We start from the raw sequence: 25808 nt of genomic DNA, 5'->3' as shown, positions 1-25808 counted from the left end.
TGCGCCACAGCGCAGCCGGGCTGAGGATGGCGCGCCTTGGCGAACAAGTGGCGGATATTTTTTCGCGGTGCAGCATCTCATAAGCCAGCCTTAAGCTGAGCCGTCTTTTCCCGATCTCGCGGGAGGACGAACGATGCTCACCAATTCACCTCTGTTTGGGAACCAAGCCCGATGATGGCGCTCGTGCGCGTCGCTCTGACGCGACCGCTGACCTTCATCGTCATGGCCGTGCTCATTTTCGGCCTGGGAATCCTGTCCGTTCTTCGGATGCCGGTCGATATCTTCCCGCGCATCGGGGTGCCGGTGATCGCGACCGCATGGACATATAATGGGCTGTCCCCCGAGGACATGGCCGGGAGGATCATCAATCCTTTTGAACGCGTGCTGACCACGACCGTCAACGACATCGACCGGATTGAAAGCCAGTCGATGAACGGCGTCGGCGTCGTGCGAATCTACTTTCAGCCCGGCGCGGATATCCGCACCGCGACCGCGCAGGTGACGTCGATCTCGCAGACGGTTTTGCGTCAGCTCCCGCCGGGCATCACGCCGCCCCTGATCGTGAACTACGACGCATCGACCGTGCCGATCGTGCAGCTCGCACTATCGGGCGAAGGACTGAGCGAACAGCAGCTCTACGATCTCGGCGTCAACCAGATCCGCCCGCAACTCATCACCGTTCCCGGCGTCGCCATGCCTTTCCCATTCGGCGGGAAGCAGCGCCAGATTCAGATCGACATCGATCCCGAGGCGCTGCGGGCTCGCGGCTTGTCCGCTGGCGACGTCGCGGCCGCGATTGCCGCGCAAACCCAGATCGCCCCGGCCGGTTTCGCCAAGGTCGGCGGTCTGCAATATACCGTCAGGCTCAACAACGCGCCGGGCTCGGTCGAACAGTTGAACAATCTGCCGGTTCGCGTGGTGGACGGCGCAACCATCACCATGCGCGACATCGCTCAAGTCCGCGACGGCGCCCCGCCGCAAATGAACATCGTCCAAGTCGAAGGTCAGCGCTCGGTCCTGATGACCGTCCTGAAAAGCGGCGCGGCTTCGACCATCGATATCGTCGATACGGTTCGCGGCCGTATCCCCCAGATACTCGAAGGTCTTCCCGAAACCCTGCGGGTCCAGCTTATCGGCGACCAGTCGGTTCTCGTGAAGGCCGCCGTCTCCACCGTGGCCCACGAGGGCATCCTGGCAGCGGTGCTGACGTCGTTGATGATCCTCCTGTTCCTGGGATCGTGGCGATCGACGATCATCATCGTGACCACGATTCCCCTGGCCATCCTCGCCGCATTGCTGGCTCTCGGCGCGACAGGCCAAACGATCAACATCATGACGCTGAGCGGGCTGGCCCTGGCCATCGGCATATTGGTCGACGACGCGATGGTCACGATCGAGAACATCAACTGGCATCTGGAGAAAGGAAAGCCGGTGCTGCGCTCGATCATGGACGGCGCCGCGCAGATCGTGACGCCGGCCTTCGTGATCGTGACCTGCATCTGTATCGTGTTCGTGCCGATGTTCTTCCTGCCGGGCGTCGCGGGCTATCTGTTCGTGCCGCTGGCGCTGGCGGTCATCTTCTCCATGATCGCCTCGTTCATCCTGTCTCGCACGCTCATTCCGACGATGGCGATGTATCTGTTGCGTCCGCACCGGGAAGGCGAGGAGGCGGAGCGGGCTCGCTCGCGCAATCCGCTTGTCCGGTTCCAGCACCGATTTTCGGCGGGCTTCGACCGGCAGAAGGACCGCTTCGAGCAAATGCTGGCCCGCGTAATGTCCGCGCGCCGCATCTTCATCCCGGCCTTCCTCGGCGCGATGGTGGCGTCGCTGCTGCTGATTCCCACGCTTGGCCGCGATTTCTTTCCCACGGTCGATTCGGGTCAAATCACCCTGCATGTGCGTGCGCCGGCAGGCACGCGTATCGAGGACAGCACGGCGCTGATATCGCGGGTGCAGGCGCGCGTGCGTGAATTGATTCCCGCCGAGCAGGTCGAATCGATGGTCGCCAATGTCGGCCTGTCTTCCGCGCCGCTCAACATCATCTACAACAATTCCGGCACGGTGGGTCCGAACGAAGGGGACATCCTTATCTCGCTCGGCCGGGATCGCACCGCGACCGGCGCGCATGTGGCGACCTTGCGGCGCGAACTGCCCTTGAGCTTTCCGGGTGTCGACTTCTCCTTTCTGCCCGCCGATATCACCAGCCAGATTCTCAATTTCGGCTCGCCTGCGCCGATCGACATCCAGGTGCGCGGCCGCAATCTCGCGGCCAACGAGACTTACGCGCAGGAGCTTCTTAAGCGCATCCGCGCTGTCCCCGGCCTGGCTGACGCCCGCATCCAGCAGTCCTCGCGCGCGCCGCAGCTCAACATTGACATCGATCGTTCGCGGATCGCGCAATATGGCCTCAACCAGCGGGACGTCACCACCAGCGTCGCAACGGCCCTGGCGGGCACGCAGCAGTCAGCACCCGTCTATTGGCTCAATCCCGAGAACGGAATCTCCTATCCCGTCGTGGCGCAGGTTCCCGAGCTGGACGTCAGCACCATCTCCGCCTTGGAAGCGCTGCCGGTTTCACCGACAGGCGCGAGCGAAGCGCAAACGCTTGGCGGCTTGGGCGCAATCACCCGCGATACGACCGTCAACGTGGCGAGCCGGTGGAACATCCAGCCCGTCGTCAACATCTATGCTACGCCTCAGGCGCGCGATCTGGGTGCCGTGGCCGGCGACATCCAGCGTATCATCGCAGAGATGGACGCCGAGCGTCCGGCAGGCGTGACCGTCACGCTCGCTGGGCAATATGAGACGATGAACCACGCCTTCTCCGGGCTCGCGTTCGGGCTCATCGGCGCAATCATCCTCATCTACCTCGTGATCGTCGTGAACTTCCAGAGTTGGATCGACCCGCTGGTCATCATCGGCGCTCTACCGGCCGCCTTCGCGGGCATCGTCTGGATGCTGTTCGTCACGGGGACGACCATCTCCGTGCCCGCCCTGACCGGCGCGATCATGTGCATGGGCGTCGCGACGGCGAACTCGATCCTCGTCGTCAGCTTTGCGCGAGAACGACTGGCCGAGACCGGCGACGCGACCCGTGCCGCAATCGAAGCGGCGGTGGTCCGCTTCCGCCCCGTGCTGATGACCGCGCTTGCGATCATCATCGGCATGACCCCCATAGCGCTCGGCATCGGCGAAGGCGCCGAGCAGAACGCCCCGCTCGGCCGCGCCGTCATCGGTGGCCTGTTCTTCGCGACGGTGGCGACGCTGCTGCTCGTGCCCGCCCTGTTCAGCATCGCCCATCGCAAGGGCGCACCGTCCTCACCTGCAAGGGAGCTTGAACTCCAGCATGTCTGATCCAACCCCAAGGAAACGAACCGGCCTTTACCTCGGCGCGGCCGGTCTCGTAATCGCCGCTCTCGTTGGCGGGGGCCTCGCCTCTCGTAGCATGGCCGAACGCGAACAGGCCGCCATCGCGGCGGAGAACGCGCTGCCGACCGTCAGCGTGATCCAGCCCCGCGCCTCCGAGGCGGGAGAGATCGTTCTGCCAGGCAGCCTCGACCCATATAATCGCGCGGCGATCAATGCCCGCGTGAGCGGCTATGTGCGTGAATGGCGCGCGGATATCGGCGACCGGGTGCGGCGCGGACAAACGCTCGCCATTCTCGATGCGCCGGAGATCGACCAACAGCTCGCGCAGGCCCAGGCGACCTATCAGACCGCGGCCGCCGATCGCGGGTTGGCCGAGACGACAGCGGCGCGCTGGAACAACCTGCTCGAAAAGGATGCTGTGTCCCGGCAGGAAGCCGATGAGCGCCAAGGGCAGTTCGCCGCTGCCGATGCGCGCGCGCGTGCCGCTCGGGCGGATGTCGGCCGGCTGAGGGCGCTGACCGGATTCACGCGGCTGACAGCTCCCTTTGATGGCGTCGTCACCAGCCGTTCGGCCCAGCTCGGCGCCCTGGTGCAGACGGGCGCACCGGGAGCGGAACCGTTGTTCACCGTCGCCGACGTCAGCCGTCTGCGCCTCTATGTGCGCGTGCCGCAGGCCCTGTCCGGACGGCTGGCGCGCGGCATGCGAGCGACATTCACCGTGCCTGAAAGACCGGGAGAGGTGTTCGAGGCCACCTTGTCCCGTCTCGCCGATGCGGTGGACCGCCAGTCCGGCGCCATGCTGGTCGAGTTTCTGGTCGACAACAGCGATCGGCGCCTCAGGCCCGGCGGCTACGCGGAGGTGCGGGTGTCCATGCCCGGCGGCGCTGGAACGTTCCAGGTGCCGGCAAGCGCCCTCATTCTCGGTTCCGACGGCGCGCGCGTCGCCGTGGTCGATGGTCAGGGCCAGGTCGCGCTTCGCGAGGTCGCGGTGGGTCGCGACCAGGGAGCGACCATCGAAATTCTGTCAGGGTTGCGCCCCACCGACCGTATCGTCCAGACGCCGCCCGATGCGCTGGCAACCGGCGACAGGGTTCGCGTCGTCCCCGCACGGCAACCGGCGGCTCCGAATGCGCAGCGCTAGGATCGTCCTCGTCGCCGCTTTCGGCCTCGGCGGTTGCGCCACCCTGCCGCCGATGCAGACGCCGGCGATCGAGACCCCCGCGAGTTTTCGCCATATGGACGGATGGACGACGGCCACGCCCGGCGATCATCTCGATCGCGGTGAATGGTGGCGCGGTTTCGCGGACCCGGTGCTCGATGAACTGATCGCGCGGGTGGATGAACGGACCCCGACGCTCGCCGCTGCGCTTGCGCGTTACGACCGGGCGCTGGCAGCGGCTCGGCTCGACCGATCCGACCAGTTGCCCAACGTGGACCTGGCAGGCAGCGCCTCGCGCGAACGGCTTTCAGCCGGGCGTCCCATCGGACCTGGCGAGCCCATAATCGCGAACCAGATTATCTTCGGTGTCGGCCTCGACTATGAGCTGGACCTGTGGGGCCGGGTCCGTAACAGCGTGCGCGCGAGCACGGCGGACGCCCAAGCGCAGGAGGCCGCATTGCGTTCGGCGCGGCTCAGCCTTCAAGCATCGGTTGCCGACCTGTATGTTCGACTTCGCGCCGTCGATGCGGAGCAGATGCTGCTGACCCGCACCGTGGCCGCCTATGCGCGCGCCGATGAACTGATACGCACGCGCCACGAAGGCGGCATTGCCTCAGGAGTGGACCGAAGCCGATCGATGGCCCAACTCGCCGATGCCCGCGCGCGCTCTGAAGCGTTACGGGCGCAGCGCGCGGCGATCGAGCACCGGATTGCCGCACTGGTGGGTGAGAGCGCGTCCAGTTTCGCCATAGCCCCCGCGCAACAGAACTTGGCGCTACCTGACCTGCCGCCGTCCTTGCCGTCCGAACTGCTTCAGCGTCGTCCCGACATCGCCGAGGCGCAGCGACGCCTGGTCGCCGCCAATGCGAGGATCGGCGTCGCTCGGGCCGCCTTTTATCCGCGCATAAGCCTCGGCCTCGGGGCGGGCTATCAGGCCGTCGAGGCACCGATCATCAGCGCGGATACCGGCTTCTGGGCGCTTGGGCCGATCAGCACGATCTTCAATCTGTTCGATGGTGGCGGACGCCGAGCGCGTCTCGCCATCAGCCGGGCGAACTATGAAGAACTCGCGGCGGACTATCGCCAGACCGTGCTGGACGCCTTTCAGGAGGTGGAGGATGGCCTGTCCCGCATGGATGCCCTGGCCGGTCAGAATCGCGAGCAGCGCATCGCCGCCGAAGCGGCGGCCCGCGCGGAGAATCTTGCGCTCGAACGGTATCGTGATGGCGCGGCGGACTATCTGGAAGTGACGACCGCGCAAACGGCTGCACTCGCCGCACAGCGCGCCAGCATCACGGTCGACTATGATCGCGCCCGAACGGCGATAGCCTTGATCCGTGCCCTGGGAGGTGCAACCCCAGACGATACATGACAGAAAAGCGCCGCCTTTCACGACGAGAGCTGCTGCAAATCGGCGGCGTGGTCGCCATCGGTTATGGTGTCAGCGTTGTTCTGAGCGCCACCGCACCCCTCGGAATCGATGTCTCGACAAACGCTATCGCTCAGGGTCTCGTGCTTGATCCCGGTGGCCCCATCGAAGGCCCTGAACACGCGGATCTGCGCGTCGTGGTATTTACCGACTATCAATGCCCGGCCTGTCGCCGGGCGGCGCCGGAACTCGATGGCGCGATGCGTGACGACGGCCGCACCCAGGTAGCCTACAAGGACTGGCCGATCTTCGGCGACGTGTCCGAGCAGGCGGCGCAGGTGGCGCTAGCAAGCGAACCTCAAGGACTCTACTTCAAAATTCATCATGCGCTCATGCGCGAGCATCGGGCGCTCACAGAGCCGGTGCTGCGTGCGATTGTCGAGCGCGAGGGCGGCGATTGGACTCGCCTCGCTAGCGACCTTCAAGCAGGGCAGACCAGAATCCAGACCGCCTTGGCGCGAACCGCTACCCAAGCCTTCGCTCTTGGCATCTCTGGCACGCCCGCATTTCTGATCGGGCCATTGCTGGTGAAGGGCGCGCTAAGCCGTTCCGAGTTTGCAAAGGCGTTTTCGGATGCCAGAGCCAAACTCTCCCGCTGATACAAGGCTCCTAGCAGAGCGGAGTAAATGTCCGCGATAACGGGATCGCTGGCTACCTCGTCATGCCGTCCTTTCCCGTTCTGTGGTTCACCAGCGTCCCCATTGAGAGGCAATCCTTCCGCGCGGCGCATAAATGTTCCAGCCGAGGGCTCCGGCTAGACCGGCCACGCCGATCCCGCCGAATGGCCGGATCAGCGCGGCCGGATGCATCGGATCAAGCTGCAAGCGCCATATCGGCGTTTTCGGCCTCGCCCGCGCCGGCAAGGAAGCGCGCAAGCGCCGCCTTCCGTGACCGTCGATCGAGAGCGTAGTGCGTGTGCGATAGCTCCGCGCCGTCTAAGAGCGCTTGGATGTAGCCTGACACCGTATCTGCCGCCATGACCAGCGCAGCATCTAGCGTGTGGATATAGCGGCTTGTGATCGAACCTGAGGCATGGCCGAGCAGCGCCGCAATGGTGATCTCGGTGAAGCCGAGATCGTTGGCGATGCTGGCGAAGCTATGGCGCAAGACGTGGGCGGTGACGCTCTCCAACTCAGTATCGGCGAAGATTTTCTCCCAGTGCCGTGGAAAGCTTCCGAACGGCCCGTCCGGGTTTCTCTCGCCCGGAAACACATAAGGGCTGTCGCCGTCCATGTTCCGCTCGTCGAAATACTCGACGATCGGTAGACCCATCGGGCGAACGGACTGACCTTCCTTTGTATCCTCGAACCGGAAGGCACTCCCCATCGTATCGATTTCCGTTTTCTTCGCTTCGATAATCTCGCCGCGACGGCACCCCGACATTGCAATCAGTCGAATCATGTCGACGGTTCGCGTATAGCGTTCGTCCTCAGCAGCTTTGGCGAGGATGCGGCCCAGCGTCCGATACTCGTCCTCGTTCAGTCGTCGCTTCCGCACCACATCCTTCGGCTTGCGAACACCATGCGCGGGATTGATCTCGATGATGCCCAGCTCATCCCGCGCATAGCTGAAAATGCCGCCCAGCAGCCCGACCGTCCGGCTCGCGGCACCGAGGCCACCCCGGACGATCGACTTGCCACGCAACTTCTTGGTCTTCTCCGTAGCGCGGGTCTTGCCGGCCATGATGTCCTTCATCATCGCCGTCACGTCCGCCTTCGTGACATGCGTGACGCGCTTCGAGCCGAGGAGCGGAATGATATGGCGCGTAATCCGGCCGAGATCGGTGATCTTGGTGCTGGCCTTCTTGGGGCGACCGCCCTTGCCGAGAATCCGGCCGGCTTCAAGTTCCGCCGTATATAACTCGCAAAGCTCCTTCACCGAGATCGCCTTGCGAACGCTGTTCCGATCTTCGAGCGGATCGTTGCCCTTGGCGACTTCGGCCAGCGCCTGAATCGCCAGCGTCCGCGCCTGTTCGGCGGTGACGGTGCCGTGGCGACCGAGTTTCATCCGACGCCGAACATTGTTAGCGTTTCGGTAATCGACGAAGTAGGTTCGTGTTCCTGAGGGCAGCACGAACACGCCAAAGCCTTTCAAATCGCTGCACCAAACGGTATATTGCCGGTCCCGTTGCTCGGCCTTGTCGACGACGGTTTTCGTCAGTTTTGGCATATGCACCTCGCTAGAGCGGGCTCAGAAAACTCACCAAAAACTCACCAGCAGATCGAAAACTGTGGGGGTTTTTTGCGTAGTCTGGAATACCCTTCGTGTCAAGAAAACACTGTATAAACAGTGAGTTATCGTGCTCTAGCGTTGACTTGAAAAGCCTAGCGTAGCGTTGTAGTTCTAGCTCCGAAGGCGAAGGTCACAGGTTCGAATCCTGTCGGGTGCGCCATTTCGGTTCAAAGGCACGAACGCCTAGCACCGCCGCCTCTACGCCAGAGGCGGCGGTTAGCGTTCGGAGCAGCTCGCTGCGCAGGCCGCGAATACGGACCTCTTTCCGGCTGACCACCTCGACCCGCTGGGCGACCGCCCGCACCTGATCGCGGGCGAAAGTGCCGTCGCCGTTCCGCAGCTTCTTTTTCAGGGCGGCTGCAAAGGCGCGCAGGCTCTCCGGCGTGATCGCCGGGCCGATCTTCACGATATGGGCAAGTGCGCGCTCAGAATCTCCCTTGGCCTGGTCGCGCGTCGCGGTCAGCTCGGCGATGCGATCCTTGAGCGACGGATCGCTTACGTCGATGACGCCATTCTCGATCGCGTCGTAAAGCCGCTTGAGCTTGGCTTCCGCCTCGGTCGCGCGTCGCTCAAGATCGGCGACATGCTCGCGGCGCTGATTCACCCACTCGTCGCGGCGTTCGAGGATCTGATTCATCAGAGCTTCGAGCCGCGCCGGGTCGAGTAGCCGCGCTTCGAGATGATCGACCACGGCCTCATTAAGCCGATCCATCCGCACGGTGATGCCGGGACAGCCGGTCGCGCCCTGTCGCGCCTTCGTCGAGCAAGTGTAATAGCGATATTCCCGCCCGACGCTGCTGGTGCCCGTGCGCAGCGTCATCGCGCCGCCGCAGCAGGCGCAAAAGCAGATGCCGGTGAGCAGCGTCGGGCCGCCCACCGCCATTGGCGGCATCATCTTCGGACTCCGCGCCTTGAGCGACCGCTGGACCGCCTCGAACTCCGTTTCCGAGACGATGGCGGGCACTTCCATGATGGCGTGCTCGCTCTCCGGCTTCGGCGTCCTGGTCTTGTGATCGCGCGTGTTGAAACGGTGCTGGCCGATATAGGTCGTGCGGGTCAACACCTGATGCACCGCGCCCAAGCCCCAGCGCCCGCCGTCGCGGGTGCGGATGTTGTTCTCGTTCAGCCAAGTGGCGATCGACTTGAGGCCCATCGGTCCTCTGTTATCGACGCCATTCAGCGCCATGCGGTAGATGCGCCGCACCGTCTCCGCCTGGTTCGGGTCGATCTCCAGCTTCTTCTTGATCTTTGCGCCGCGCTCGCCCGCCGCGACCACGCGATAGCCGATCGGCGCACGAGCGCCGTTCCAGAAGCCTTGCCGCGCATTCTCCTTCATCGCGCGAAGCGTGTGCTTGCCGTTCTCTTTCGACTGATACTCGTCGAACAGCGTCATGATCTGGCGCATCATCACGCTCATCGGATCGTCGCCCAAGTCTTGCGTGATCGAGACGAGCTTCACCCCGTTCTTCGCCAGCTTGCGGACGTAGAACTCGAACTGGAACTGGTCGCGGAAGAACCGCGAGAAGCTGTGGACGACAATGACGGTGAACGTCGGCGGCTTTGTCATCGCCGCGTCGATCATGGCCTGAAAGGCAGGCCGGCGATCGTCGGTCGCGGTGTTGCCCGGCTCGACGAACTGGGCCGCGACTTCCCAGCCGCGTGACAGACAATACCCTTCGATCTGGCGGCGCTGGTCGGGAATCGAAAGATCGCTCTCGGCCTGCCGGCCGGTCGAGACGCGCAGGTAGAGCGCCGCGCGGGCGGTCGCCACGACCGGCGCCTCATCCTCGTCTCGTCGCAGGGCGGCGCTGGTCATAACGCTTCACTCCTCACTTCACGGCAGCGGTCCGAACAGCTTGTCCAGCTCTTGCCGCATGTGGCCTTCGATCGCGCGCAACTCGGCGTCGCCGATCGGAACTTGCTCCGGCCAGTCGTCAGTGACGACGAGCGGCCCGTCATCGTCGCGCGACCGGCGCGACGCCCGGCGCGGCGCGACGGGATTGGTATAGTCGTGCAGGTCGTCCGGGCACTCGGCCCAGCGACGGGGCGTGCGGCGACGGACTTTGCGAGGAAGAGCCATCTCGACACGCTGCCGCGTGTCCGCACTTCGCACAAAGGCTTCATCGCGGCGTAGCGCAGATAGGGTCGTGCGGCGGCGGGCGTCATGCTTCGCCCCACGGATCGACGACCGTTATCCCGCACTCGGCGAAGTCGCGCACATTGCGAGTCGCCAGTCGCGCGCCGCGCGAGCGCACGATGGCGGCAATCTGCGCGTCGATCTGGCTGATCGGCTTGCCGCCCTGTTTCCGCCCGGCGGCAATCTCTGGATAGGCGCTGGCCGCGTCGGTATCGAACGGCAGCACGCGGCCGGCAAGATCGACATCGAACATGGGGCGTGCGGCGGCCAGCAGGTCATCGCGGCGGCGTCCCTCGGGAAGCAGCGCCAGTCCGTAGAAGATTTCCGCCTGCGTCAGCGTCGTCGTGAATACGCCCGCCATCGGCTGCTCGGCAATCCACGCCATGACCCTCGGGTCAGGCTCGCGCCGCATCAGCTCGGAAATGACGTTCGTGTCGAGAACAATCATTCGCCGAAGTCCACCGCCCGGATCGGCTCGCGGTACAGCTCAGGCAGATCGACACCGCCCAGCGCGCCGAACCTCTCATGGATGGCCTGTCCCAAATTGCGAGGCCGGGGGATTTCGGTCGAGAGCGCTGAACGCAGGATGTCGCGGGCCTCGTCTTCCATCGACCGACCGTGCATCGCAGCGCGCAGGCGCAGACGATTTTTGATCGCATCGTCGATGTTTCGGATCGTCATGACTGCCATATGCAACTCCATAAGTCATTGACTGCATGTTAGTCGATGAAGCGGAAAAGTGCAAGGTCAGGGGTGGCGCCTCCCTGCGGGACCGCCGCTCTATCTCCGCTGCGCTCCGACCGAGCCCCTGACGGGTCTCGTCCCTGCCAGGTGACGATCAGCATGGCGGAGTAGCGCTGGCGCGCCGTTCGGCCAATCCGCCGCGCGGATTGTAGTCTTTCCGGTCTTGCGGAGATCGGCCAGGGCTGCGCCGGCCCGATCGCATTGGTCGTTTCTCTCCCCGTCGATGGGGTGGGCGACGCTTCCCTCTGCTGAGCCTGCACGAGGCGATCGACACGACCACCACGTCGGGCAAGCTTACCTTCCACCTGTTCGGGGCATTGGCGGAGTTCGAGCGCAACCTGATCCGCGAGCGGACCCAGGCCGGTCTCACCGCAGCCCGCGCTCGCGGCAAGAAGGGTGGCCGGCCGGCCGCACTCGGCAAGGACAAGCGCGACCTGGCCGTCAGGCTCTACCACGAGAACACGATGCCGATCGCCAAGATTTGCTCGATGCTCGGCATCTCCAAGCCAACACTCTACGCCTATGTGCGATCGGCCGAGACCAAGCCGGTAGCCGCGTAGCGACGCTCGCCGACAAATAGCGCGATCAGAATGCCGCCACTTAGCGCGAGCGTTTACACCTCAGCCGCGATCGGCGCGGCCCTCGCGCAATCGACCGTTTGACAGACATTGGTCGATCTGTGGGGTCTATCTGCTGCACGCCTCACATAGGCCGCAAACTTCGATCACCGGCTTTGTTGGCCGAAACCCCGCATTGGTTGCAGCACCCCGGATACTTGTCGCGATGTTGTCGTCGTCCAAATGCGTGATCCTGCCGCACTGCTCGCAGAAAAGCAGGATGCAGTCGTGAACGCAGCCGGGGTGGACATTGGGTAGGTAACGGTTTGCAACCTCCACGCGAGTGACGATGTTGGCTGCCACGAACAGGTCGAGAATGCGGTATACCGAGTTTGCGGCTACGCGCCGGCCGCGCTGTTCCGAAAAGCGATCGGCGATGTCGTAAGCCGACGCGGGTCGGTCGAGGCCGACGATGACATTGAATAGCTGAGCCCGCATATCGGTCCACTGCTCACCGACGCGCTCAAAGGCGGAGCGCGCGGCTTCAGTAAGCGCTTCTCCTTCCGGCTGCTCGTGCTTGTGACGCATGATGCAAGAATATGGCTCGACGGGGGTGGCGGGCAAGGCCGCCCCTCTCTCAAGCACTTGGTTCATGTCGCGCGCGCCAGCTTCAGATTGCCGACATGCGCGATGGCAAGGACGATAGCGCCGGCAACCGTCAGCGGCGTTTCCAGTGGCGTGTCACCGAACGACAGCACACCGATGGCGAGCACTATAAGCCCAGCCGCGCCAAGCATTACGGGCCACCAAGCGCCATGTCGTGTCCTGCCGGAGAGAAGAGCCAAGCTGCTCGTCGGCACGGCAATCGCCAGCATCACCAGGTGAAAGGTCCGGCTGACTGGAATGACGCTGCTAAGCGCGGGAAGGGCGGCAAAGAGGAGGGGCAACGCGAGACAGTGAATGAGGCACAGCAACGAAGCACCCAACGCCGTGTGTTCGATCAGCCCCCGATGCGAGTTTCTCAACGTCCCTGCCACAAACCTCTCCATTATGGGAGTGGGGCAGGCCGCCCCACCCCGTCTTCCTGTAACCTTTTGAAATGGCATCCCAGGTGGGGGAGGCCTGCTGCCCGACACCTTTGTCAGAGGCCGAACCTTAGCGAGACCCGGATGTCGCGACCGGCAAGCGGCGCGAAGTCCTTGAGGAAGCTTGAATGTCGGCGTGCAACTACGTCGAAGATATTGTTGGCGCTGAGCAGGAGCGATGTCCTGCTGTTGTTGGCAAAGGGTTTGAGGCTCACACTGGCGTTTACCAAGGTGTAGCCGGGCGTGGGGGTCTCGAAGTCGGCGATACGGTCCTGCTTGAACACGCGCTCCACCTCGGCCCGCGCGGTGAACTTGTCGCCTTGCGCCTCCAGACCGCCGAGTAGACGAAGCGGCGGGATGCGCGGCACGGGGGCGCGGTCGATGATGGTGGCCCGGACATAATCACCGAGCAGGTCGGCGTTGATGCGCGTGCCGCCCACCTCGAACAGCTTGGCCGACAAATCGCCTTCGAAGCCCCAGTAGCTGGCACCTGCTTGCTGGTACTGAAAGCAGGGTAGGTCGACTTCGCGGCCCGACGGTGCGGCCGCGGCCTCACATACGCCTTGGTCGACCTGCTGCTCCGAGATATAGTTGTTGAAGCGGTTGTAATAGGCGGATGCGTCGAAGCTGACGCGCTCGCCGTGAACGTGAAGCGTCGCCTCAATCCCGTAGCTCCGTTCCAGCCGGAAGTCCGGATTTCCCAGCTCATAGGCTTGCGTGCCGGCATGAGGCCCGTTCGCGAACAGCTCTTCGGCTGACGGAGCGCGCTCGGTGTAGGAGCCGTTCAGGCCGATGCGGATCGCGTCGGTGACGCCGTAACCAACCCCCAGCGAGCCGGAAAACGCGCCAAAGGTGCGCTTCCCGCCAAAGAATCTCGGGTCACTGCCAAAAGTCTTGGCGGTCTGGTCGCTCCACTCGTAACGAGCGCCGGCCGCAGCATGGAACGGCCCCGCATTATACTGCTGAAGCGTGAAGATGCCGGTCTGATTGGTTTCATTGCGGGGCAGGAAGGCTTCGACACCCTCGATGTTGAACGAACGGTTGAAATATTGAACCCCGCTCGCGCCCTGCCATCCACCGCGATCTGCCTGAAGGAATTCCAGTCGCCCCTCGGTGCCTTTGCTGTAGAACGCCGTGCCGATCTCGCCGGACGGTTTCAGCTCGAAATGGCGGTAGCTGGCATGGCCAGCGCGGATGCGGATGCGGTCAAGAAATCCGCCCCCGGTCTCGACCTCGCCGCGCAAGTCGACTCGGTCCTGCTTGACATCGAGCCGGGGTGACTCCTGCGCCTGACCCACTTCGGTCGCATAGCGGATCGGCACGCCGTAAAGGCTGTCGTAACGGCTGTAGCTCACGCCAAGTTGGCCCGTGTCGGTGATGATCGACGCGCCGACGCCCGCCGTCCAGGTCTCGGCGGCGGTGTTGGGGAGCTTGCCTCGGATAGCAGCGGAGGCCGCGAAGTCGATCGGGTCCTCGCCTGGTGCCACGTCTTGCGGCACGCCGACTTGCGACAGCGCGGCAGCGCGTTCCGCTGGCGATAGCGCGTAGCCGCCGATCCTGAGGTCATCGGCTTTGAGATACGAGCCGTCGGCGTGGAGCACGAGGTATGGACCGACCGCCACGTCAGCAGCACCGGCGATCGAACGCTCGTTCGCGGCCGATCCGTAGGTGGCAATGCCATTCAGCCGATAGCCGTTCTCGGGCCGGGTCCGCGGAATGCGCGTATCGATCACGTTCACCACGCCGCCCACCGCAGACGAGCCGAACAGCAGCGCCGATGGCCCGCGCAGGACCTCAATGCGCTCGGCCAGAAGCGGGTCGATGACCACCGCATGATCGACGGAGGTGTTGGACAGGTCGATCGCGCCAATACCGTCCGTCAGCACGCGGATGCGCTCGCCCTGGAAACCGCGCAGGATGGGCCGGGATGCCGAAGGGCCGAAGGAGGTCGCCGACACGCCCGGCAGACGCGAGAGCATCTCGCCAAGCGACGGGCGCAAGTCTCGGGTCAACGCCTCACCCTTCAGCACCGATGTGCCCTGAAGGACGTCGGTTTCGCTTTGCTGGAGTGGGGCGGTGACGATGATGTCGCGGTCCGAAGCGGGTATCTCCGGGCGGGATGGCCTAGGCGCAGTCGCCTGAGCGGTCGGCGCGTTCGCGGCATCGGTTTTGCTGCTCGGCATTGCGGTAGACGCGCTCTGCGCGACCGCGTTGCCGCTGATCGCAACAAGAGAAATCCCGATTAAAAGCACCGCCCTGATTCTCATTCCCATCGCCTTGCCTGAAGAATATTGCGTCCGCGCGGTGTTATACTGTTACGCGATTCGAGGCCGAGTAGCCGCGTTTCAAGGGCGGTTCAAGGGGAGGTGCATTTGATCTGGGCCCCACAACAGGCCGCTGGCTGAGAACCGGCCATGCTGCACGACGAAACCAGATGACTCTTTGTGTATAAGAGCCGCTTGCCACTTCTCTGCACGGTTTATGGACCATCCGCCGACGCCGACTTCGATCGAAATGCCGGCTGCTCCCACTCACTTCGATGGCTGCGAAACCGACTGTGGCACTCCGGGAAACGGCAATGGTGGAAATGCCCCGCTTCTGCCGACACCGACTTACAAAACTGACATATTCACTGAGTTCATGTCGTACGCCCCAACTTCAGGTTCCCGATAAGCGCAATGACTTGCAAGGCCTTCTTGAGCCTCCGCAGATCTCACTTCTTCGCGCGGAATTTTTCACTCGATGAAATCCACGGGTAAATTAACACAAAGAAAGGCATCATGATAGCGGCCCGGATCGGTAACTCTCCTACCAATCCACTCCAGTGACCGGTATACCAACCATGAACAAATGTTCCTATCGCCACCGCGATAGCACCTGTTGCAAGTCCGGGTATCCACCTCAATCTATATTTCATAGATATTCTCATTATTGTGGGATTTTTATTAGATGAGTTGGTCCTTAAGCATCGGCGGCGACCGCTTGGCATCGTAAACAGGACCCGGCTCGCGACATGCCTGCGCGTGAGCGCGAATACGACGCTTATAGTGGTAGGTCTCGGGCGCGAGTGCGACGAATCCAAGTACGATACCCACGAGGACAGGTGAGCTCTTCCTGTCGAAAGGTTATGAGTTGGGCACTGCTATCGTGGCTGCGGCACTGTTTCTGCCTCCTCCAATAATGCTGGATCAGATGGCGATCGTGCCGGTGCTTTTTCAAGAAACGGCACCTGTCGGCCATGTGCCGCAAGAGGTACCGGCTATAGGCTCCGAAGGCGAAGCAACGTCGGCAAACCCCGTTGAGGCTCCCACGCCACCGTCGTCACCGGAGGAAGGTTTGCCGATAGATATTGGCGCCGAGCAGCAGACGGTCGAACACAATGACATTGTGGTCACTGCTCGACCGGGTCATGCGCCGGGAGATCCGTTGCAAGCTGTCAACGCACAGGCATTTGCCATCACCCAGACCGTTGACAAGGCGGTCGTCGCGCCGGTGGCGATGACCTATCAACGCGCCTTGCCTGGCCCGGTTCGTGGGGCAATCCGCAATTTCTTCAATAATCTGGCTGAACCGGTTGCATTCCTCAATTTCCTCGTTCAGCTCAAACCCGGCAAGGCGGCCGAGACGGCCGGACGGTTTGCGATCAACACAACGGTCGGCGTCGCCGGGATGATCGATGTCGCCCGGAAAAAACCGTTCAAACTACCTCGTAGATCGAACGGCTTTGCCAACACACTGGGCTATTACGGCGTAAAGCCCGGCCCCTTTCTGTTCCTTCCGCTGATCGGCCCTACGACCGTCAGAGACCTCATCGGCCTTGGTATCGACCGAATGGTTCTTCCGTCGGCGTTCGGCCAGCCGTTCAACCAGCCCACCTACACGGTTCCAGCAAGCATCGTTGGGTCGCTTGATTACCGGGTCCAGTTCGACTCACAACTTCGCGAGTTGAAAGACACGCCGGACCCGTATGCTGCTTCGCGCAGGAACTATCTGGAAGGCCGCCAGGCGGAGATTGACGCTCTGCATGGGCGAACGTCACCGCAACCGATCACGCGCCGTACGCTCCCGGTTTTCCCATGATGCATGGCTCTCCTGCTCGTTCCGAACTACGCCGCATACAAGAGAATTGGCTTGCCAAGAGCGAACGACGGGTTCTCCAATGGCTTTGCGCCCGAATGCCTGCTTCCATCACGCCGGATCGCCTGACCGCCATCGGCATGATTGGAGCCACAATGGTTTTTGGCGGCTACATTGCGAGCAATCTTGGCCACCTTTGGTTACTTTTGTCCCTCGCCGGCTATGTCGTTCAATGGTTTGGGGACTCAATGGACGGAAGCCTCGCGCGGTATCGTAAGATCGAGCGCCCCTCCTACGGATACTTCATCGATCACAGTTGTGACGGGATGGCAAATCTGCTGATCGTGGCCGGGATCGGCCTTTCCCCGTACGTGACCATGAACATCGCCATGGTCGCGCTGGCCGGTTACCTCTTGATGTCGGTTCACACATTCCTCGCGGCGCGAGTGATGGGCGAATTGCGACTGTCCTATCTCGCAATGGGTCCTACCGAGCTTCGCCTTTTCCTGATCCTGTTGACGATTGCGATGATGGCAATCGAGCCCGGCGGAGACCGTATCTGGACGATACCGGCACTAGCAGGCTGTTGAAGAAGTCGCTGGCATCGGCGCGGGAGTTGTGATTCAGCCGGGAGGGTTTAGCTGAACATCGAGGACGCGATGCGCGGAGCGGATAGCCGGTCGGGGGAGCTGTTTTCATACGTCGATCTGGAGCAGCGGGTTCCAGCTTCACATCCGTTGCGGCTGATACGGGGCATCGTGAACGAGGCGCTGGGGGTGCTCTCGAGCGATTTTTCGGAGCTGTATTCGGGAATGGGACGCCCGTCGATTTCGCCCGAGATGCTGTTGCGGGCGATGCTGCTGCAAGCGTTCTACTCGGTCCGCTCGGAGCGGCAACTGATGGAGCGGATCGAGTTCGACCTGCTGTTCCGCTGGTTCGTCGGGCTTGGTATCGACGAGCCGGTGTGGGATCACTCGACCTTCTCGAAGAACCGTGAGCGGCTGCTGGCGGGAGACGTGGCGGCGAAGTTCCTTTGTGCGATCCTCGACCAGGCCCGCGTGCGCAAGCTCTTGTCGCGCGATCATTTCAGCGTTGATGGCACCCTGGTAGAGGCTTGGGCGAGCATGAAGAGCTTCCGGCCCAGGGACGACGAGGGCGATGGCGGCAATGACGCTGGTGGCCGCAATGCGCCCGCCGATTTCCGGGGCGAGAAGCGCTCGAACGCCACCCATGCGAGCCGCACCGATCCCGATGCCATGCTCTACAAGAAGGGGCCGGGGATGGAAGCGAAGCTGTGCTTCATCGGCCACGGTCTCATGGAGAACCGTTCGGGGCTGATCGTCGATGCCCGGCTCACCCGCGTCTCGGGCCATGCCGAGCGGTTGGCGGCGCTGGAGATGATCGAGCCGCATGCCGATCGGCCCGGCGCGATCACGCTCGGCGCAGACCGGGGCTATGACGCCGCGGACTTCGTCGAGGAACTGCGCGAGATCAATGTCCGCCCGCATGTCGCGCGCAACACCAACGGTCGCCGTTCGGCGATCGACCGGCGCACCACCCGCCATGCCGGATACGCCGCCAGCCAGCGGATCCGCAAACGGATCGAGGAAGCGTTCGGCTGGATCAAGACCGTTGCGGGCCTGCGCAAGACCAAGTTGCGGGGCCTCGCCAAGGTAGACTGGGCCTTCACCTTCGCCGCGGCCGCCTACAACCTCGTGCGATTGCCCAAGCTGCTGGAGGCGCCGCCATGACCCATCCGATGGCTGGCAAATGGCGCATCGCCGAGATGGAACTTTGGGACCGCGAGTTTATCGACCTGCTCGGCCCCGGCTATATCGCCTTCGACGATCCGGATGGCAGTGAATTCCGCTTCGGGGCGGTGACCGGCACTCTCGATTGCAGCTACGCCAAGGCCAGCATCCACTTCACATGGGAAGGCTTCGACGAAATGGACGAGGCATCCGGCGAAGGCTGGGCCGAACTCCAGGACGACGGCACGCTCAAGGGTGAAATCAGCTTCCACCACGGCGACCAGTCCACATTCATCGCCACGCAGTGGACTTCTTCAACAGCCTGCTAGACGCTCTGGTAGGATTAATCGGCGCCGCGCTGATTTGCCTATTTATAGTGCAAACCTTGCTAGTGGCTAGAACACTTGCTCGTGTCGATTCAAATGCGGATCGTTGATGTCAATGAGTACTACTGCCCGACAGGAGGTGGGGTTCGAACGTACATCGACCGGAAAATGCGACTCCTGGCTGATCTTGGTCACGAACTTATTGTCATCGCACCCGGCCATGAGAATCGTCTCGAACACCGCCCCGGCGGGGGGCGCGTTTTCTGGGTAGCCGCACCCCGCCTTCCGTTCGACCGAAGCTACGGGATGTTCTGGGATGGGGCTCCGGTAACGGCACTGCTCGATGAACTAAATCCCGACGTCGTCGAGACAAGCTCGCCGTTTCGCCCCGCATGGATCGTCGCCAACTGGAGAGCGCCCGCGGCTAAAGTCTTCTTCGCACACAATGACCATATGACTGCCTACGCGCAGCGTTGGGTGGGACGACTGGCCTCGCGGCAAAAAGTTGAGAGTTGGTTTGGGTGGTACACCCGCTACCTTGCTCACTTCCTCGACAGGTTCGATGCCTTTGTCACGAATGGCAGGACGCTCGACCGTTGGTATTCCGGCCGCGGACTTCAGGTCGATGCACCGCTTCCGCTCGGCGTGGAAGGCGGCGTTTTCGCCCCGCATCTTCGAGATGAACAACTACGGGCAGCGCTACTGGGCGAGTGCCACCTTCCGCCTTGTGCGCATTTACTTATCGGGGTCGGGAGGCTTCACCCGGAGAAGCGCTGGCCGATGGTTATTGATGCGGTTGAACAAGCCGGCCAATCGGCACCTATTGGGCTCATCCTCCTTGGCGACGGCGTCGATCGACCCAAAATCTTCAGCCGCGTCGCTGGCAATCCCCACATCCGGCTGTTTAAGCCGATCTTCGAGCGTGAGCGATTTGCATCCGTGTTGGCTAGCGCAGATGCGCTCGTGCACGGATCGGATACCGAACCTTTTGGTCTCGTTGCCTTAGAAGCCATCGCGTCAGGGCTGCCGTTGATTGTTCCTAACGAGGGAGGGTCAGCGGAATTTGCAGCACCAAGCCATTCCGAATCCTATAATGCGCGTGACGCGAAATCCTGCGCAGCGGCGATCCTGCGCCTGTTGGCGCGGGATTCCGTACAGTTACGTTCGGCAACCCTGGATGCAGCAGGAAGAGTTCGTACGGATCTCGATCACCTAATTGACCTACTGGATTATTATAATCAGCTACTCTTACGACGATCGATTTCATGATAAATTTCGCGAAAAAAATGAAGCAAGGGTTGTAGTCATTGACGTATCTTACGGAAAACATTCCCTGGTGGCTTGATATAGCGCGCATCCTACTGGCAGGGTTGCTGGGTGCCATAATTGGCTGGCAACGTGAGCACCACGGCAGGAAGCCGGAATCCGAACCTACATGGCTGCTTCGCTAGGAGCCTGCGCCTTCGGACTTGTGTCGAACGCCATCGGGGACCAAGGTCGCATCTCTGCGGGAATTGTTACTGGAGTAGGATTCATTGGCGCCGGCATCATCCTGCGCGACGCTGGGCGCGTGACGGGGCTCACAACGGCAGCTACGCTCTGGGCGTCTGCAGCGGTCGGGTTAAGCGCCGCGTACGGGATCTATCATCTGGCTGTCATAACCGCTCTGATGCTTCTTTTGATCCTTGAGCTGCCTCGCATGCCTGGGTGGACGCGGGTTTCGCACCGAGCCCGCTTGCATGTACACCATTCGGATTCCGACGACGAACCTACTCGATGAACATCACCTTGCACGCCGAAGCAGGCCAATCGGCTCGGAATCTAGCGCCGTGGAAGTTGGAATTGACGTCCCTTTCTCGGGATTTTCGCTTCGATGCAGCTTTTGAACGGCCAAAAGAGCCTGCGGCTCAATCCGTGCTATGATACGCTTGTAATGGGGATGTTCGATGCGCTCGCTAAGCCTCGCTGTTTGCGGCCTTCTTCTCGCGGGGCCTGGCTTTGCTCAATCGCCGAACTGGTTGAACGCCCGGACGATCGAAATCGACATGAAGAATTTCGCTTTCGTTCCAGCCACGATCACGCTTCAACGCGGTGCTCCCTACCGCTTGCGCTTTGTTAACACGGCAGGGGGCGGCCACAATTTTGTCGCCAAGGCCTTTTTCGAGCAAGCCACTATTGACCCTGCCAGCCGGTCGACGATCAACAAGGGTGAGGTCGATCTGGGAGGCGGAGAAAGCGGGGACGTGCGCCTGGTTGTCAACCGGATCGGAACCTACGACGTGCATTGTTCGCACTTCATGCACTCGATTTTCGGCATGAAAGGCAAGATCGTCGTCCGGTGAGCGTCACTGGCTCGGCTCTCTTCCATGTCATGGCTGAGGACGTTCGGCGTAATGCAACGGCAAAGCCAACTCAGGCTCTGATAAGTGATCTCGTCGGGCTTCGTAACATTGCCGTAGTCCGTTTCGCTGGCCTCATATTTTAGAGAGCAAGCCAACGGGCCCGACAGCGACCACCCCGAAGGGCTATTGCGACGCACTCTCAAATCATCTATTGCGTTGGTTGAGAAAGATTCGCAAAAGGGCTGACTGTGAGAAATCTTGGTATCGGAACTGTGCTCGGCTTCGGGCTGCTCACCGTCCCGGCAATGGCCCAGGACCAGCTGCTATCGGGACCCGGCAGCACATCGCAAACGATCATCGTGACCGGCGTCCGGGACGGCTATCAGGTCGATGCGAGCAGCACCGCCACCCGCACACCGACCGATCTCAACGACGTCCCGCAAGCGGTCTCGATTATCACCGAGGCGCAAATCGACGACCAGGCGATGCGTTCGATCGCCGACGTGCTGCGCTATGTCCCCGGCGCGGTGATCTCTCAAGGTGAGGGCCACCGCGATCAGATCATCCTGCGCGGGAACAGCAGCACCGCAGACTTCTTCGTCGATGGCTTGCGGGACGACGTGCAATATTATCGCGGCCTCTACAATGCAGAGAGGATCGAGGTTCTGAAAGGTCCCAACGCGATGATCTTCGGGCGCGGCGGCGGCGGGGGCGTAATCAACCGCGTCACCAAGCGCCCTGTCGCCAACGCCTTCATCAGCGGCAGCGGTTCGGCGGACACATATGGCGCATGGTATGTCGACGCCGACATCAGTCAGCCACTCAGCGAGTCCGTCTCCACCCGGATGAACGCCGTTTACGAGGAGTTCCGAAACAATCGCGACTTCTATGACGGGCGCCGGGTTGCGATCAACCCGACCGTCGCGCTCTCGCTCGGCGGTGCGACTCGGATCGATCTGGGCTTCGAATATAACAGCGACAAGCGAACGATCGACCGAGGCGTCCCCTCGGCCGTTCAGGGCTCGCTGACGAGCCCGTCACGCCCGCTCACCGGCGCCCGCGACACCTTCTTCGGTGTGCCGGGATTCAACGTCAGCGATTTCGAGGCCAAGGTCCTGAATGGGCGCGTCGAGCACCGCTTCAGCGACAATCTGACCCTGACCAGTCGGGTCCTGTATGGTGATTACGACAAGCTCTATCGGAACGCCTTTCCGGTCACCCCGGTCACGTCGCGCGGCGGCGTCCAGAGCGTCGGCCTCGAAGCGTATAGCGATCCCACGACACGCAAGAACCTGCTCAACCAGAACGACCTTGTTTGGAGGGTCACCACTGGACCCGTCCGCCACGTGCTGCTCGCTGGCTTCGAAATTAGCGACCAGCGCACGCGCAACCAGCGGATCAACGGCTTTTTCGGGGGTGGTGATATCGTCAACGGGGGGCGGCGCGTCTTTGTCGGGTTGGCCGACCCGATCACGGTGCCGCCGGTCACGCTGCGCACCACTCCCAATACCGGCTACCGGTCAATCCGCACGAACGCCGACGCCGCCGCCTTCTATGTGCAGGACCAGATCTCGATCGGCGACCATGTCGATCTGATCGGCGGCGTTCGCCGCGACCGCTTCACGCTTAACGTCGACGACCTGGTTGCCGGGCAGAGCTATCGCCGGACCGACACGCTTTGGTCTCCCCGAGTGGGCGTGGTGCTCAAGCCGGTGCAACCTGTCTCGATATACGCCAGCTATAGCCGGTCCTTCCTGCCGCAGTCGGGGGATCAATTCTCATCGCTCGATGTCACCAGCGCCGCGCTGGAGCCGGAGAGGTTCGACAATTACGAGCTTGGCCTCAAATGGGATATCCGCCCGACGCTGAACCTGACCGCCGCCATCTACCAGCTTGACCGCACCAACACCCGCGCGGCCGACCCCAATGACCCCGCACGGACGGTGCTCACGGGCGCGCAGCGCAGCAAAGGGCTCGAACTCGGCCTTAGCGGCGCGATCACACCCCAGTGGCAGATCAGCGCGGGCTATGCGCTGCAGGACGCGACAATTCGCAAAACGACGAGTGCCGCCCCGGCCGGGCGCGAGGTTCCGCTGGTTCCCAAACAGCAGGCTTCGCTGTGGACCCGCTACGACCTCACCCCTCGCCTTGGGGCCGGGGTCGGGGTCTATCACCAGTCGAGGAGCTTCACGTCCATCAGCAACACCGCCATCCTGCCCGCCTTCACCCGCGTCGATGCCGCCGCATTCTTCAAGCTCACCCCCCAGATCGAGGCGCAAATCAACGTCGAGAACCTCCTCAACAGCAACTATTTCTCGTCCGCCTACAACGACAACAACATCATGCCCGGTGCGCCGATGACAGTGCGAGCGACGGTTAGAATGAGCTTTTAGACAAGGCGCCGGAGAGATGGATGTGAACACAGAGCGCGTAATCGAAGGCGCTGTGACGGGCGCGGCGGCGGGGTTGGTGGCCTCGTGGGTAATGTCCGAGTTCCACGAAGCCTGGAAAGCCGCTTCGGGCGATAGGGATGTCGGAGACGAGCCCAACACCGTCAAGGTGGCCGACGCTGTAACGGAAGCTACCGTAGGGAAACCGGTACCGGAGGGATATCGTGAGCCTGCGGGAGCAGCTGTTCATTACGGCTTTGGGGTGTTTCTCGGCGCTCTCTACGGAGCCGCGGTGGAGGTTCGCCCAGAGACCAGCGCTGGGTTCGGAACCGCCTACGGAGCGGCGGTGTCGCTGGTCGCCGACGAGATGGCGATGCCGGCGTTGGGCTTTAGTCCCCCCGCTTCGGAGGTCGCGGCTTCGACGCACCTGCGCGGCTTTGTCTCGCACCTAGTTTTCGGCGTGGCTCTCGAAGTGGCGCGGAGGCTCCTAATTGCGGGTGTCAGAGCAAAGATTGCCTAAAGCCGCACGCCCGCGACCTTCTCCGTACTCTTGCGTGTCAGACGCGTTGTCACTCTTCAGAAGTGACAACGGCGCGGTGGCCCGCGCCGTTGTGCATCCTAGTGGTTGTAACCATGCTCGTTGTACCGGCGCGCGTCGCGACGCGCATGACGTACTTCCCGGCGGTAGTCCCGACGGGCGTGCCGGTTCGAGGCGTAGCCATAGTTGCCGTAATTGGAATAACCGTTACCGTAACTGCTATGCCCTTGGCCTTGGTAAGAGCCGTAACTTCGGCCGTGACCCTGCGGTTCAACATAGCCATAGCCTTGGCTGTAGTAGCTCTGGTTCTGATACCCATGGCCGTTGGATTGGCCGGCATGGGCCGGCGGTTCGGCGAGGGCCGGTGCGGCTACGATGAGTGCCAATCCGGCGATCGCGAGCTTGAACATGTTCCTTCTCCACAACTACGCTCGTCGTACCGCGAGTGGCCGATCGGGCTGGAGAGATGTGTGCGCCGAACGTGCTGAACCGGGTTTGAATAGTCTCGGCAGCTCGCGTGAAGACGGGACGGAAGCACCTTACGCCGGGAACTCGTCTCAGCTCGGAAGTCGAAGCTTACCAGGCGCGCGGAGCCGTCCGCGGCACCCTTTTGCCCCTTTCCCCCATATCCTAAGCCGTTTCCCTCTCGCTGTCCTGCGGGCTTAAAGTCGGCTCCGCGGTCCGGCTTATGTACCTGATCCGGTGGCGGGCACCGGACGGGCTTTCCAGAGTCTTCGGGACAAACCCAGGCTGAGCACGACGGCGAATGCCGCCAGAACGCCGGGAAAGACGAACGACGCGACCCTCACCGTCAGGCCGGACTCTAGCTCCAGCTGGAGGAAAAGACGGCGGTCAGGGCATTTGAAATGTGGGGCGTCAAGGATTGCTCGGGCGCTTTTCGCAGGGTAAGTGCCGTCCCCTCAACGAGCTACCAGGCTCGACTCGGTGACGCGCTCATCCGTGCCCGCGCAATTTGAACGCTAACGTCATCGGAAATAGCAAACATCGCGCCGTCGCCCCAGCCCGTTCACTGGCCTCAGGCCGGCCTTGGGGGTGGGTTGATATCAAGGCGTGGCCGCCCGATTGGGCCGCCCTCATCGTTCTGAACGGGGGTTCTGCGACGGCGAGGCCGCGGAACCGCATCGATTGCCGGTCTGCGTGTCATCCGACCGATTTTGACCTCCCATAAAACAGGGAATTCGAACAGCGGGACGCGTTTGCCCGGCCTGTCTAGCGAGCTGCGAGCGATTGGACGCAATGGAAGAGTGCGCAGCCGCGTCCGGGGGGTGTGTGACATTCGCTCGCTTCGGACTCGAGGGGTGTTCACCGGCCGTGCGTAATGGATGTGAGGACGGCGGAGGAATGAACATGGACATGAATTTAGACAGCGCGTTGCGCCGCCTTGCCGAGCAACCGCTTCATCCACGGCTTGCTGAACTGGAAGGCGATGTCATGCGGTTGATCGCGGCGGAGCGGCGCGCGGGCGGCGGAGTTACGCTGCGATCCGGCATGCTGGCAGCGCTAGGCGCAGTCGCCTTGGGAGTGGTGGGCGGCGGATTGTCGTCCGCAGCGACGACTGCGCAGGTGCCGACGCTAACACCCTTCGGGCCTGCCATGCCGCTAGCGCCTTCGACCTTACTCGCGTTCCAGTGACGAGCGGCGCCCGGAGGAC

At 62.6% G+C, this 25808-nt stretch carries 23 protein-coding genes and 2 pseudogenes; 15 read left to right on the top strand and 10 right to left on the bottom strand.

The features are described from left to right. Window positions 1–171 precede the first annotated feature (171 nt). Genes OVY29_RS15515 through OVY29_RS15500 form a run of 4 tightly spaced genes read left to right on the top strand, consistent with a single transcriptional unit; the run spans window position 172 to window position 6556 of the window. Complete coding sequence (locus OVY29_RS15515; protein WP_119081740.1) at window positions 172–3354, top strand: efflux RND transporter permease subunit; 3183 nt, start codon at window positions 172–174, stop codon at window positions 3352–3354. Next, a complete protein-coding gene (locus OVY29_RS15510) occupies window positions 3347–4510 on the top strand; it encodes an efflux RND transporter periplasmic adaptor subunit (RefSeq protein ID WP_060979509.1) in 1164 nt (387 codons plus the stop codon). Before OVY29_RS15515 ends, OVY29_RS15510 begins: the two co-directional genes overlap by 8 nt. Then, window positions 4497–5900 carry an efflux transporter outer membrane subunit gene (locus tag OVY29_RS15505; protein WP_119081742.1) on the top strand — a complete coding sequence of 468 codons (1404 nt, stop codon included), beginning with the start codon at window positions 4497–4499 and terminating at the stop codon, window positions 5898–5900. The genes OVY29_RS15510 and OVY29_RS15505 overlap by 14 nt, the downstream gene beginning before the upstream one ends. Beyond that, a complete protein-coding gene (locus OVY29_RS15500) occupies window positions 5897–6556 on the top strand; it encodes a DsbA family protein (RefSeq protein WP_119081744.1) in 660 nt (219 codons plus the stop codon). The genes OVY29_RS15505 and OVY29_RS15500 overlap by 4 nt, the downstream gene beginning before the upstream one ends. A gap of 214 nt (window positions 6557–6770) precedes the next feature. Here the strand turns inward: OVY29_RS15500 and OVY29_RS15495 are convergent, their stop codons facing one another. From OVY29_RS15495 to OVY29_RS15475, 5 genes are all read right to left on the bottom strand, one after another. Beyond that, window positions 6771–8126, bottom strand: a complete 1356-nt coding sequence (locus OVY29_RS15495) for a tyrosine-type recombinase/integrase (RefSeq protein WP_119081745.1) — start codon at window positions 8124–8126, stop codon at window positions 6771–6773. A gap of 193 nt (window positions 8127–8319) precedes the next feature. Continuing rightward, the gene (locus tag OVY29_RS15490) at window positions 8320–10005 is read right to left on the bottom strand and encodes a recombinase family protein (RefSeq protein ID WP_082660473.1); all 1686 of its coding nucleotides are present in this window, start codon (window positions 10003–10005) and stop codon (window positions 8320–8322) included. 18 nt (window positions 10006–10023) lie between these two features. Beyond that, window positions 10024–10302, bottom strand: coding sequence for a hypothetical protein (locus tag OVY29_RS15485; protein WP_313911690.1), 279 nt, complete (start codon window positions 10300–10302; stop codon window positions 10024–10026). 49 nt (window positions 10303–10351) lie between these two features. Continuing rightward, window positions 10352–10774, bottom strand: a complete 423-nt coding sequence (locus OVY29_RS15480; protein ID WP_058817955.1) for a type II toxin-antitoxin system VapC family toxin — start codon at window positions 10772–10774, stop codon at window positions 10352–10354. After that, window positions 10771–11016 (bottom strand): FitA-like ribbon-helix-helix domain-containing protein, encoded by a 246-nt coding sequence (locus tag OVY29_RS15475; protein ID WP_170935525.1) that lies wholly within the window; start codon window positions 11014–11016, stop codon window positions 10771–10773. Before OVY29_RS15475 ends, OVY29_RS15480 begins: the two co-directional genes overlap by 4 nt. Window positions 11017–11258: 242 nt before the next feature. Here OVY29_RS15475 and OVY29_RS15470 point away from each other — a divergent pair. Next, window positions 11259–11630, top strand: a pseudogene (locus OVY29_RS15470) (recombinase family protein); the annotation flags it as partial. A 126-nt stretch (window positions 11631–11756) separates the two neighbouring features. Here OVY29_RS15470 and OVY29_RS15465 read toward each other — a convergent pair. The 4 genes from OVY29_RS15465 to OVY29_RS15450 all read right to left on the bottom strand — a co-directional run bounded on the left by OVY29_RS15465 (window position 11757) and on the right by OVY29_RS15450 (window position 15629). After that, window positions 11757–12215, bottom strand: a complete 459-nt coding sequence (locus OVY29_RS15465; RefSeq protein ID WP_075153469.1) for a Fur family transcriptional regulator — start codon at window positions 12213–12215, stop codon at window positions 11757–11759. A 62-nt stretch (window positions 12216–12277) separates the two neighbouring features. After that, window positions 12278–12664, bottom strand: a complete 387-nt coding sequence (locus OVY29_RS15460; protein WP_237241403.1) for a MerC domain-containing protein — start codon at window positions 12662–12664, stop codon at window positions 12278–12280. A 104-nt stretch (window positions 12665–12768) separates the two neighbouring features. Further along, the gene (locus OVY29_RS15455; RefSeq protein ID WP_245836977.1) at window positions 12769–14979 is read right to left on the bottom strand and encodes a TonB-dependent receptor; all 2211 of its coding nucleotides are present in this window, start codon (window positions 14977–14979) and stop codon (window positions 12769–12771) included. 446 nt (window positions 14980–15425) lie between these two features. Beyond that, window positions 15426–15629, bottom strand: coding sequence for a hypothetical protein (locus tag OVY29_RS15450; protein WP_112380397.1), 204 nt, complete (start codon window positions 15627–15629; stop codon window positions 15426–15428). A gap of 275 nt (window positions 15630–15904) precedes the next feature. Here OVY29_RS15450 and OVY29_RS15445 point away from each other — a divergent pair, with 275 nt between their 5' ends. The 9 genes and pseudogenes from OVY29_RS15445 (at window position 15905) to OVY29_RS15410 (ending at window position 24118) form a co-directional block, all read left to right on the top strand. Beyond that, window positions 15905–16792 carry a VacJ family lipoprotein gene (locus tag OVY29_RS15445; protein WP_075153476.1) on the top strand — a complete coding sequence of 296 codons (888 nt, stop codon included), beginning with the start codon at window positions 15905–15907 and terminating at the stop codon, window positions 16790–16792. Further along, window positions 16789–17337, top strand: a pseudogene (locus tag OVY29_RS15440) (CDP-alcohol phosphatidyltransferase family protein); the annotation flags it as partial. The gene OVY29_RS15445 and the pseudogene OVY29_RS15440, both read left to right, overlap by 4 nt. Window positions 17338–17448: 111 nt before the next feature. Continuing rightward, complete coding sequence (locus OVY29_RS15435) at window positions 17449–18540, top strand: IS5 family transposase (RefSeq protein ID WP_234181499.1); 1092 nt, start codon at window positions 17449–17451, stop codon at window positions 18538–18540. Beyond that, the gene (locus OVY29_RS15430; protein WP_234181497.1) at window positions 18537–18869 is read left to right on the top strand and encodes a hypothetical protein; all 333 of its coding nucleotides are present in this window, start codon (window positions 18537–18539) and stop codon (window positions 18867–18869) included. The genes OVY29_RS15435 and OVY29_RS15430 overlap by 4 nt, the downstream gene beginning before the upstream one ends. 93 nt (window positions 18870–18962) lie before the next feature. After that, window positions 18963–20135, top strand: a complete 1173-nt coding sequence (locus tag OVY29_RS15425; protein ID WP_313912071.1) for a glycosyltransferase — start codon at window positions 18963–18965, stop codon at window positions 20133–20135. A 166-nt stretch (window positions 20136–20301) separates the two neighbouring features. Beyond that, window positions 20302–20646: an MgtC/SapB family protein gene (locus tag OVY29_RS24730; RefSeq protein WP_409581467.1), complete on the top strand. Its 345-nt coding sequence runs from the start codon at window positions 20302–20304 to the stop codon at window positions 20644–20646. A 166-nt stretch (window positions 20647–20812) separates the two neighbouring features. Continuing rightward, window positions 20813–21208, top strand: a complete 396-nt coding sequence (locus OVY29_RS15420; protein WP_197411996.1) for a cupredoxin domain-containing protein — start codon at window positions 20813–20815, stop codon at window positions 21206–21208. Window positions 21209–21456: 248 nt separating this feature from the next. Next, on the top strand, window positions 21457–23601 hold the full coding sequence (locus tag OVY29_RS15415) for a TonB-dependent receptor (protein WP_231728233.1): 2145 nt from the start codon (window positions 21457–21459) through the stop codon (window positions 23599–23601). A 16-nt stretch (window positions 23602–23617) separates the two neighbouring features. Beyond that, the gene (locus OVY29_RS15410; RefSeq protein WP_066551370.1) at window positions 23618–24118 is read left to right on the top strand and encodes a DUF1440 domain-containing protein; all 501 of its coding nucleotides are present in this window, start codon (window positions 23618–23620) and stop codon (window positions 24116–24118) included. 98 nt (window positions 24119–24216) lie between these two features. Here the strand turns inward: OVY29_RS15410 and OVY29_RS15405 are convergent, their stop codons facing one another. Next, a complete protein-coding gene (locus tag OVY29_RS15405; protein WP_125458964.1) occupies window positions 24217–24546 on the bottom strand; it encodes a hypothetical protein in 330 nt (109 codons plus the stop codon). A 952-nt stretch (window positions 24547–25498) separates the two neighbouring features. Here OVY29_RS15405 and OVY29_RS15400 point away from each other — a divergent pair. Beyond that, window positions 25499–25789 carry a hypothetical protein gene (locus tag OVY29_RS15400; protein ID WP_231727568.1) on the top strand — a complete coding sequence of 97 codons (291 nt, stop codon included), beginning with the start codon at window positions 25499–25501 and terminating at the stop codon, window positions 25787–25789. Window positions 25790–25808: the final 19 nt, after the last annotated feature.

This window comes from Sphingopyxis sp. SE2, assembly GCF_032227185.1.
Lineage (GTDB): Bacteria > Pseudomonadota > Alphaproteobacteria > Sphingomonadales > Sphingomonadaceae > Sphingopyxis.
Note: the sequence above shows the minus strand (reverse complement) of the source record. Positions and strands in the feature narration are given on the sequence as shown.